General features: G+C 63.8%; 10 protein-coding genes and 1 pseudogene. 3 read left to right on the top strand and 8 right to left on the bottom strand.

Going from position 1 to position 9,925, the window contains the following annotated elements:
- On the top strand, positions 1-516 hold a 516-nt coding region (locus ACILRN_RS13040; RefSeq protein WP_395688935.1), incomplete at its 5' end, for a DUF4893 domain-containing protein.
- 3 nt (positions 517-519) lie between these two features.
- On the opposite strand, the gene fabG is transcribed toward ACILRN_RS13040, so the two are convergent.
- A complete protein-coding gene (gene fabG / locus ACILRN_RS13035; RefSeq protein ID WP_395688933.1) occupies positions 520-1,260 on the bottom strand; it encodes a 3-oxoacyl-[acyl-carrier-protein] reductase in 741 nt (246 codons plus the stop codon).
- Between the two features lie 4 nt (positions 1,261-1,264).
- A complete protein-coding gene (gene fabD / locus ACILRN_RS13030; protein WP_395688930.1) occupies positions 1,265-2,212 on the bottom strand; it encodes an ACP S-malonyltransferase in 948 nt (315 codons plus the stop codon).
- Between the two features lie 101 nt (positions 2,213-2,313).
- Here fabD and ACILRN_RS13025 point away from each other — a divergent pair, with 101 nt between their 5' ends.
- Positions 2,314-3,279, top strand: a complete 966-nt coding sequence (locus tag ACILRN_RS13025) for a threonine dehydratase (protein ID WP_395688928.1) — start codon at positions 2,314-2,316, stop codon at positions 3,277-3,279.
- A 2-nt stretch (positions 3,280-3,281) separates the two neighbouring features.
- Here the strand turns inward: ACILRN_RS13025 and ACILRN_RS13020 are convergent, their stop codons facing one another.
- From ACILRN_RS13020 to ACILRN_RS13005, 4 genes are read right to left on the bottom strand one after another with little or no spacing between them, the layout of a single operon-like run.
- Positions 3,282-4,031 (bottom strand): SDR family oxidoreductase, encoded by a 750-nt coding sequence (locus ACILRN_RS13020; RefSeq protein ID WP_395688926.1) that lies wholly within the window; start codon positions 4,029-4,031, stop codon positions 3,282-3,284.
- Between the two features lies 1 nt (position 4,032).
- Entirely contained in the window at positions 4,033-4,926 is an 894-nt protein-coding gene (locus tag ACILRN_RS13015) for an NAD(P)-dependent oxidoreductase (protein ID WP_395688924.1), read from the bottom strand.
- The gene (locus tag ACILRN_RS13010; RefSeq protein WP_395688923.1) at positions 4,923-5,402 is read right to left on the bottom strand and encodes a GNAT family N-acetyltransferase; all 480 of its coding nucleotides are present in this window, start codon (positions 5,400-5,402) and stop codon (positions 4,923-4,925) included. The genes ACILRN_RS13015 and ACILRN_RS13010 overlap by 4 nt, the downstream gene beginning before the upstream one ends.
- Complete coding sequence (locus ACILRN_RS13005; RefSeq protein WP_395688922.1) at positions 5,399-6,430, bottom strand: histone deacetylase family protein; 1,032 nt, start codon at positions 6,428-6,430, stop codon at positions 5,399-5,401. Before ACILRN_RS13005 ends, ACILRN_RS13010 begins: the two co-directional genes overlap by 4 nt.
- 73 nt (positions 6,431-6,503) lie before the next feature.
- On the opposite strand from ACILRN_RS13005, the gene ACILRN_RS13000 reads away from it, so the two are divergent.
- A complete protein-coding gene (locus ACILRN_RS13000) occupies positions 6,504-7,847 on the top strand; it encodes an aspartate aminotransferase family protein (protein WP_395688921.1) in 1,344 nt (447 codons plus the stop codon).
- A gap of 15 nt (positions 7,848-7,862) precedes the next feature.
- Here the strand turns inward: ACILRN_RS13000 and phnY are convergent, their stop codons facing one another.
- Positions 7,863-9,323, bottom strand: coding sequence for a phosphonoacetaldehyde dehydrogenase (gene phnY / locus ACILRN_RS12995; RefSeq protein WP_395688919.1), 1,461 nt, complete (start codon positions 9,321-9,323; stop codon positions 7,863-7,865).
- A gap of 1 nt (position 9,324) precedes the next feature.
- Positions 9,325-9,925 (bottom strand): annotated as a pseudogene (locus ACILRN_RS12990) (phosphonoacetate hydrolase); the annotation flags it as partial.

Below are 9,925 nucleotides of genomic sequence, written 5' to 3'. Positions count from 1 at the left end.
GGCGAACTGGACCGTCTCCTGTCGGCAACAGACCGGAGCCGGCTGGCCCAGTTCGACACCAGCCTGGAGGGCGCTCTCGCCGAGGCCCGGGCGGGTGGAGCCACCGCCGACAGGACAGTCCTCGAGACAGTTCTGTCAGGCAAACCCCTGCCGCTCGCGGAGGGTTATGACGCCACGGGGCTATGGCGCTGCCGCACCATCAAGCTTGGAGGCAGCCTGCCACTCACGGTCTATGGCTGGTTCAAATGCCGCATCCGGGATGATGGCGATGGCGGGTGGCTTGAAAAACTGACGGGCTCCCAGCGGACCCGCGGGCGGTTATACACTGTCTCGGCGACGCGGCTGGCCTATGTGGGCGCCAGCCATGTGGCGGCAGAGCCACCTCGAAACTATGGAGAGGATCCGCAGCAGGATCAGGTCGCCTATGTCGAGAGACGCGGGGCCAACCGCATCCTGCTGCTGTTTCCTGCGCCGCACTATGAATCCAGGTTTGATATTCTGGTCCTGGAACGGTGACGCTCAGATCATCGCCATGCCGCCGTTGACGTGCAGCGTCTGGCCGGTGACATAGCCCGCCCCTTCCGAAGAAAGATAGAGCACGGCGGCCGCCACGTCCTCGCCGGAGCCGAGCCGGCCGGCCGGTACGCGGGTGAGAATTGCTTCCTTCTGCTTGTCCGTCAGAACATCGGTCATTGCAGTGGCGATAAAGCCAGGCGCAACGGCATTGACGGTGACATTGCGCGATGCAAGTTCCTGCGCGAGTGACTTGGTCAGGCCAATGACGCCAGCCTTCGACGCGACATAATTGGCCTGTCCGGGATTTCCGGTAACACCGACGACCGAGGTGATGTTGATGATGCGGCCCCAGCGCTTCTTCATCATGCCACGCATGGCGGCTCGCGCCAGACGGAAGGACGCGGTGAGATTGACATCAAGGACGGCCGACCAGTCCTCGTCCTTCATGCGCATGGCAAGGCCATCGCGCGTGATGCCGGCATTGTTGACCAGAATGTCGAGCCCGCCCAGCGCCGCCTCCGCCTCCGGCACCAGACGCTCCACCGCCGCAGCATCCGACAGATTGCAAGGCAGGACGTGCACCCGATCGCCACTGAGTGAGGCCTTCAACTCATCGAGCACGCCAGCCCTTGTGCCGGATACGGCGAGGCTGGCCCCCGCCTTGTGCAAGGCCTTGGCAATGGCCGCGCCAATTCCGCCGGTGGCGCCCGTGACGAGAGCCGTCTTGCCGGTAAGATCGAACATGAGTCTATCCCCTGATCTGGGCCGCTGCCGCGGCGATGTCTTCGGCGGCGCCAACGGCGAAGGCCGTCGCCTCGGACGCATTTTTCTTTGAAAGGCCGGTCAGAACCTTGCCAGCCCCGATCTCGACGAAGCGCGTGACACCGTGTGCCACCATGAAGGCCACGCATTCGCGCCAGCGCACCGTGCCGGTGACCTGAGCGACCAGGCTCTGGCGGATTGCCGCAGGCTCGCTCAGCGGCGCCGCCCCGACATTGGCCACCACCGGCACGACGGGCGCAGTCATCTTCACTGTGGCGAGAGCCTCTGCCATGGCGTCTGCTGCTGGCTGCATGAGCGCGCAGTGGAAGGGCGCCGATACAGGCAGCATGACCGCCCGCTTGGCGCCTCTCGCCTTGGCGATCTCGGCGCAGCGTTCAACCGCCGCCTTGCTGCCCGACACCACCACCTGGCCGTCACTGTTGTCATTGGCCGCCTGACAGACGTCACCCTGCGCAGCTTCGGCCGCAGCTGCTGCCGCCGTTGCAAAATCCAGCCCCAGGAGAGCCGCCATGGCGCCCGTGCCAACAGGCGTTGCGCTCTGCATGGCGCGGCCGCGGATTTTCAGAAGCCGCGCGGCATCACCGAGCGAAAAGGTTCCGGCGGCAGCAAGTGCCGAATACTCACCCAGGGAATGCCCGGCAACAAAGCTGGCCGTATTGGCAACCGTGATGCCATGCTCAGCCTCCAGAACGCGGATCACAGCCATCGACACAGCCATGAGTGCGGGCTGGGCGTTTTCGGTGAGGGTCAGCTCGGCATCCGGCCCATCCCACATCAAGCCAGAGAGCTTCTGACCCAGTGCTGCATCCACTTCCTCGAACACGGCACGAGCCGGTCCGAAGGCCTCGGCCAGGCTCTTGCCCATGCCAACCGCCTGGCTGCCCTGGCCCGGAAACATGAAGGCTGTCGTCATGCAGAGTCCCCGCCTGATTCTTCGCGTGTCAGACGCACGAAACATGCGCCGCCGCGAGAGTCAAGGTTGACCGGCAGCCGCGATCCGCCTTTAATTCCCTCATGTACAGCGCCGATGAACTCGAGCAGGCCAGCCGCATCGTCTATGCTGCCATGCCGCCTACGCCGCAATATGCATGGCCGCTGCTGCACGATGAGACCGGATGCGAGGTGTGGGTCAAGCACGAAAATCACACGCCGACCGGCGCATTCAAGGTGCGCGGCGGGCTCGTGCACATGAGGCTCCGTAAGGAGCGCGGCCAAACCAATGGCGTGATTACAGCTACGCGCGGCAACCATGGACAGTCCATTCCCTTTGCCGCAACCAGGCTTGGCATCAAGTCAACGATCGTCTGCCCAATCGGCAACTCACCGGAAAAGAATGCCGCAATGCGGGCGCTGGGCGCCGAACTCATCGAAACCGGTCATGATTTTGATTCTGCCCGCGAGGCGGCGATGGCCCTTGCCGAGGAACGCAGCCTGGACTTCATTCCATCCTTTGGCCGTGAGCTGGTGATAGGTGTTTCAACCTATGCCCATGAGTTGTTCCGTGCTGCGGGCGAGCTGGATGCTGTCTATGTGCCGATTGGCATGGGCTCGGGCATTGTCGGCACGATCGCCGCCCGCGACATGCTGGGGCTTCGGACCAGGGTGATTGGCGTGGTGGCAAGCGGCGCCAACGCGATGGCGCTGTCCTTAGCCGCGGGAAAGCCGGTCTCGAGCAACCACGCCACGACCTTCGCTGACGGCATGGCGGTGCGGGTGGTGAATCCCGAGGCGTTTGCCCATATCCATCGCGGCGCAGAGCGCATCGTGACGGTTGGCGATGATGAGATCGCCGAAGCGGTGCGGCTCTATTTCCGCTGCTGCCACACCATTGCCGAGGGTGCAGGCGCCGCTCCTCTCGCGGCCCTGCTGCAGGAGCGTGAGGCCATGCGAGGAAAGCGGGTGGGCGTCATTCTCTCCGGTGGCAATATTGACCAGCCGAAATTCGCGGCCGTGCTGGCCGGCCAGACGCCGCCGCCCTGACCTTACAAGGAGACAGAAAGGCCGCCATCAACCGCCAGCACATGGCCGTTGACATAGGCAGCGGCATCGGAGGCCAGAAACACCACCGCACCGCCGAGCTCTTCGGGCTTCGCCCATCGTCCGGCGGGGGTGCGCGCCTCGACCCAGGCGGTGAAGGCCTTGTCGGCCAGCAGGGCGGTGTTGAGTTCCGTTGCGAAGTAACCAGGAGCGAGGGCATTGACGGTGATGCCCTTGCGCCCCAACTCGGCCGCCATGGAGCGCGTCAGGCCATGCAAGCCGGCCTTGGCAGCGACATAGGCGTGAATGGTGGGCCGCCCGAGTATGGCCGCAACCGAACCCGTATTGATGATCCGGCCATGCCCATTGGGCAGCATCAGGCGTGCGGCATCGCGCGACATGCGGAAACAGGCCGAGAGATTGATAGCGATGACGCGGTCAAAATCCTCGTCTTCCCATTCGGTGAGCGGCCGCCGGTGCTGCACGCCGGCATTGTTGACGAGAATGTCGAGCTTGCCATGGCGCGCCGCGATGTCTTCGAGCGCCGCGCGCGCTGCCCTGGCATCAGTCACGTCGAAGGCCATGGCCTCAGCACCGATCTCGGCCGCAGCAGCCGCCAGCGCCACGGCATCGCGGGCGTTGATCACCACCTTCGCACCATGCTGGGCAAGGGCCCTGGCCATTGCAAGGCCGAGACCACGCGAAGCACCGGTCACCAGCGCCACGCGGCCATCGAGCGAGAACAGGCTGGCCATGCTACTTCTTCATCCCGTTCACATTCATCAGCACATCGATCAGCCGCGGTATGAAACGTCCGCCATAGCCCATGTTGTCAGCCATCACGGTGATCTGATGCGCTGTTTCGGCGAGGAAGGAGGTGACCGGCAGCCGCTCGGTCATGTTGGTGTAGTAGCGCAGGTCCTTGCGGGCGTTGCGGATCGCGAACTGGGCATGGCTGTCATCATCGGCAAGCGGCACGTTGATGAGCCTGCCGAACATGACGGAGGCCGCACCTCCCGCCATCACGATGTCGCGCATGGCCTTCATGTCGACGCCCGCCTTGGCCGCAACGGTGATCGCCTCGGCTGCTACCGCGGCATGGCAGATCGACAGGAAATTGTTGATGAGCTTGAGCTGGTGCGCGGCCCCCACGGGTCCGGCATGGACGATGGTATCCGCGAAGCACTCCAGCACAGGCCTGATACGGGCGATGACCTCTTCCGGGCCGCCAGTCATCAAGCCAAGCTTTCCAGCCTCCGCCTCCTTAGGGGTGCGGGTCATTGGCGTGTCGACGAAGTAGCCACCCTTGGCTTCCACGTCGGCGGCAATCTTCCTGGTGGAATCAGGTTCGGCGGTGGAGCAGTCGGCGATGACCAGGCCATCACGAACGGCACCCAGAAGCCCATATTCGCCGTAGACGGCCTGCTCCACCTCAGGCGTGCCAGTGACGCAAAGGATCACCATGTCGCAGTCCTTCGCGATGCTCAGCGGGGTGTTGCGCTCATGAGCACCCTTGGCGATGAGATCGTCCGCCGGCCCGCGGTTGCGGTGAACCATGACGGTGAGCTCGTAGCCCTTTTCGAGCAGATTCTTGCCGATGCCATGGCCCATCAGGCCGACACCGATGAGGCCAATGCGTTTTATGGTCATGTCTTGTCTCCGCTAGCAATGAAAGCCGTGAACTGATCCTGCTCCAGAATGTGAAGCCTGTCTTCATCCTTTTTGGAAAACCCCAGACGCGCATAAAAACGCTGGGCACCGGCATTGGCCTCATCAACTTCAAGCTTGATGAAGCTGGCGCCACGCGCCGCAAAACGCTCTGCAGACATGCGCAGCAGGCGCTGGCCCACGCGCTGCCCGCGGGCGGCGGGATCAACGAAGAGGTCAACGACATAGAGACCACGCGCTCCCCGCCAAGTGGAAAAGGTCATGAGACCGAGGCAGGCGCCGATCAGGCGCGAGTCCCGTTCCGCCACCACCACGTCAACGAGATCCGCCGCGGCGCGCAGGTTGGCCCCGGTGAGTTTTGGCACGACACCCTGTCCGATGTGTCCGGCCAGCCCATGCACCATGGCAGCGACGGCATCCGCCTCTGCCGCACGCATCGGCCGCAGCGAGAGGCTCATGACAGCAACCCCCCGAGCAAAGACTCGAGATTGCGCCCGAGATTGGGCGAGGGATATCCACCCTCCTGGACCACAAGCATGGGCAGCTGCAAGCCCGCGATGCGTCGGCCGATGGCCGCGAACTCCGGCGTGGTGATGGCAAAGCCGCGGAACGGATCATCCTCCGCGATGTCCAGGCCTGCTGCCAGAACCAGAACATCGGGCGCGAAGTCTGCGATGCGTTGCAGCGCGACGCCCAGGGCCGACTCATAGGGTGTCAGTGTGGCTCCGCGTTCCAGCGGCAGATTGAGATTGAACCCCTCACCGGCGGCGCGTCCCTGCTCATCTGCGTAGCCCCAGAAGAACGGGTAGAAGCGCGAGGGATGGGCGTGGATCGAGACTGTCAGCACATCGGCACGGTCATAGAAGATGGCCTGCGTGCCGTTGCCGTGATGGACGTCAATGTCGAGGATGGCGGTGCGGCGGCCAGCCTGGGTGAACAGAGCGGCCGCGATGGCGGAATTGTTGAAATAGCAGAAGCCCGCGGCGAGATCGGCAGCCGCATGGTGGCCAGGCGGCCGGCAGAGCGCATACACCACCCGCTCGCCATCGAGCACCAGCTGCGCGCCATGAGCGGCGCTTGCAGCACTGGCGAGCGCCGCCTGGTGGGTTTGCGCCATCACCGGGCAGGAGCCATCGCCGAGATGCCAGCCGCACTGGCCGACCACGCTGTCAGGATAGGCCGGCGGCGGCAGGCTGGCGCGGCCAAGCGCAAAGACATTGGGAACGGGCGTGGGTGCGGCATCCGGCAAGCGCTGCCAGCGGTCCCAGAGTGTTGCGAGAAAGCGCAGATAGCGCGGGTCGTGCACCAGGGCGAGCGCAACCTCGGGCAGGTTCGGCGGGGTGACCACCGGGCCGCCCAGCCGATGCACGCCAGCGAGCAGCATGGTGATGCGCTCCGGCGTTTCAGGGATCGGCTGCGGCCTGCCCGAAACGATGAATTCACGCGGCGCATGGGTGGCCTGCAGCGGGTCGAAGACGGTGATCACAGGTTTGCCGTTCCTCTGCCTGGGGTGGTATGAGTTTGATCGACACTCAGTTCCAACGCAAGGCGCAACCCGTATGTCTTCTGCCGCACTGCCAAAACACATCCATTCCACCGGCGACCTGCCCAAGGTGGCCTGGGCCAAGGGAAGCTATGTCTATGACGCCAGTGGCAAGCAATACATCGATGGGTCCGGGGGACCGGCCGTCTATTGCATCGGGCACTCCAACACCGACGTGAATGACGCGATCAAGCACCAGCTTGACCGCATCGCGCACGGCTATCGCTATAATTTTTCCTCAGACGCACTGGAGGAACTGACCGACATCATCCGCCGCCGCTGTGGCGGCACGCTCAATCACATGGTCTATGTGACCGGCGGATCAGAGGCGGTCGAGTCCTGCCTCAAGCTGGCACTGCAGTATCATGCAGCCCGCGGCGAGATGAGCCGCCGCCGCTTCATCGCGCGCGAACGCTCCTGGCACGGCAACACGCTGGGGGCACTCTCCGTCTCGGGCTTTCTCGAGCGCAAGCGCGCCTTCGAGGGCTCTCTCCTCGAAGTCTCGCGCCTGTCGCCCGCCAATGTCTACCGCCCTGTGGCGGGCGCCACGGCCGAAACGGCCGGAGAGGCCTGCGCCAAGGAACTCGAAGCGGAAATCCTGCGGCTGGGGCCGGAGAAAGTCTGCGCCTTCATCTTCGAGCCCGTGGTTGGGGCTGCGGGCGGCTGCGTGCCTGCACCACCAGGCTATGCCCGCCGGGTGCGCGAGATCTGCGACCGCTACGGCGTGCTGCTGATTTCGGACGAGGTGATGTGCGGCGCAGGCCGGACAGGCAGCTGGCGGGCGCTGGAGCGCGACGGCATAGAACCCGACATCATGTCGGTGGCCAAGGGACTCGCGGCCGGCTATCTGCCACTCGGAGCGGCCATCTACACGGACAGGGTGGCTGATGCCATTCACGGCCTGCATGGCGCGCCGATGACCGGCCACACCTTCACCGGCCATACGGCCTGCTGCGCGGCAGGCGTTGCCGTACAAAAGATCGTCGAGCGCGACAGGCTGGTCGAACGCGTGGCTGCCATGGAACAACCATTCCGCACCATGCTGGCCGAGGCCACGCGCGACATTGCCGCGGTGGGCGACATTCGCGGCCGTGGCTTTTTCCAGGCCATCGAACTCGTGGCCGACCGTGACAGCAAGAAGCCCTTCGACGGCGAGCGCAAGCTGTTCATGAAGGTCCGCCAGCAGGCCTTCGACAATGGCCTCATCTGCTATCCGGTGGGCGGCAATGTCGATGGCATCAATGGCGACGTGGTGATCCTCGCGCCGCCCTACAACGTCACCGAGGCCGAACTCACCGAGATCGTGGACAAGACCTCAACCTCGATCCGCCAGGTGCTGAAGGCCGAGGGCCTCGGCTGAGGAATGGACCGGCGATCACTGCGGCCAGGGCAGTGACCAGGTCTTCACATTGGTGAAGAACTTCATCGCCTCCATGACCCCTTCCTTGACGCCATTGCCGGAGTCCTTGATCCCGCCAAAGGGTGACATCTCGATGCGATAGCCGGGCACCTCCCAGATATTTACGGTGCCCACATTCAAACCCTCGATGAAGCGTGTGATGCGGCCAAGATTATTCGTGCACACGCCTGAGGACAGGCCGAACGGTGTCGAGTTCGAGATCCGGATGACCTCGGCATCGTCATTGGGAACACGAACGATGGGAACAATCGGGCCAAACGTTTCCTCAAACACGAGTTCCGACTGGTGTGGCACGAAGTCAACCGTGATCGGTGGCAGCAGGGCACCCTTGCGGCCAGGGTCATAGAGCACCTTCGCGCCCTGCTCTGCCGCCTTGTGAACCCGTGCCTCGAAGGTGCGGGCAGCCTCCTCATGCACCACCGTGCCGAGATCGGTCGCCGGGTCCATCGGATCGCCAAACTTGATGGCCTTGGCCCTCGCGAGCACCCTTTCCACGAACTTGTCGGCGACCCGTTCCTGCACCAGAATGCGCTTCACCGCCGTGCAGCGCTGGCCGGAATTGCGCGTGGCGCCTGCGGCGGCAAGCTCGGCTGCCTTGTCGAGATCGCTGTCGGTGAGGTCGTCGAGGATGATCAGCGGATCATTGCCGCCCAGTTCCAGCGCGGCGCGGCGGTAGCCCGCCTTGGAGGCAATGATCTTGCCTACGCGCACGCCACCGGTGAAGGTGATAACGTCAATGTCAGGATTGGTCACCATTTCATCGCCGATGTCGTCCGGCCAGCCGGTGACCACCTGGAACATCTCAGGAGGCAGGCCGGCCTCATAGAGAATGTCGGCCAGCGCCAGGCAAGTAAGCGGGGTGAGTTCAGTGGGCTTGCAGACAACGCAGTTGTTGGTGGCAATCGCCGGGGCAACCTTGTGGGAGACCATATTGAGTGGATGGTTGAATGGCGTAATGGCGGAGATCACACCCACTGGCTCACGCTTGGTGAAGATCTTGCGCGGCTTGCCCTGAGGCGTGAGATCGCAGGAGAAGATCTGCCCGTCATCAAGAATGCAGAGCTGGCCCGCCAGTGAATAGACGTCATAGGCGCGGCCCACTTCATAGAGAGAGTCCTTCTTGGACAGGCCAAGTTCGAGCGTTATGAGATCGGAGAGACTGTCTTTCCGCTCACGGATCAATTCGGCGGTGCGAAACAGGATCTGCTGACGCTCGTAGCGCGTGAGCTTCGGCCTGTAGGCCCGGGCAATGGCGAAGGCCTGCGCGGCATGTTCGGCGCGGCCTGCAGGCACCGTGCCGATCACCTCGTTGGTGTAGGGATAGTGCACAGGCACCACGCCATCGGCGCCGACCTTGCGGCCGCCGATGCGCATGGCCTCGGCAATCACCGGACGCTTGGTCTGAGGGGCGTTCATGTCAGCTCTCCATGATGTGGTTACAGCCCAGGGCAAAGGCGTCGAAGTTGCGCAGCCTTGCGGGGGCGTTCCTGAACTTGCGGTTGGCAATGACGGGAATTTCCTGCTCGGTCAGACCACCATGCGAGCGCAGGGGCTCGTCAAGGCCAGAAAGATCGTGCTTGTCACGCGACGTGCCAATGACCTTCGAGCCCGATGGGCCCCCGGAGACAACGATGATGTCGCCCATGCGATCTTCGGGCAGCTCGTAGCGCGCACAGCCCTCGTGGCGGTCGAGGACGGCATCGATACCGTCCTGCCGGGCGATCACGGCCATTACGTCCGTCACGTCCGGGCCATAGGCATAGACGGTGGCGAAACTGCCGAGCGCGCCGTGATGGACGACATAGGGATCGGTGATCGGCAGGATCACCCTTGTCTTGCCGGGCCCGAAGGACTGATCGAGCACATCCTGTAGATAGAGCACATCAGGCTTGCCACCGGCGAGATGCTTATCCTTCATACCGTGGTCGGCGACGATCACGATGGTGGCGCCCGCCTCGTCGAGAGCGCCAAGATAGCGGTCCATCATGGCATAGAAGCGGTTGGCGCCTGCCGAACCC

This window comes from Aestuariivirga sp. (genome assembly GCF_044238155.1).
In the GTDB taxonomy this organism is placed as follows: domain Bacteria; phylum Pseudomonadota; class Alphaproteobacteria; order Rhizobiales; family Aestuariivirgaceae; genus Aestuariivirga.
The sequence above is the reverse complement of the archived record's forward strand: the minus strand, read 5'-3'. Positions and strand labels throughout refer to the sequence as shown.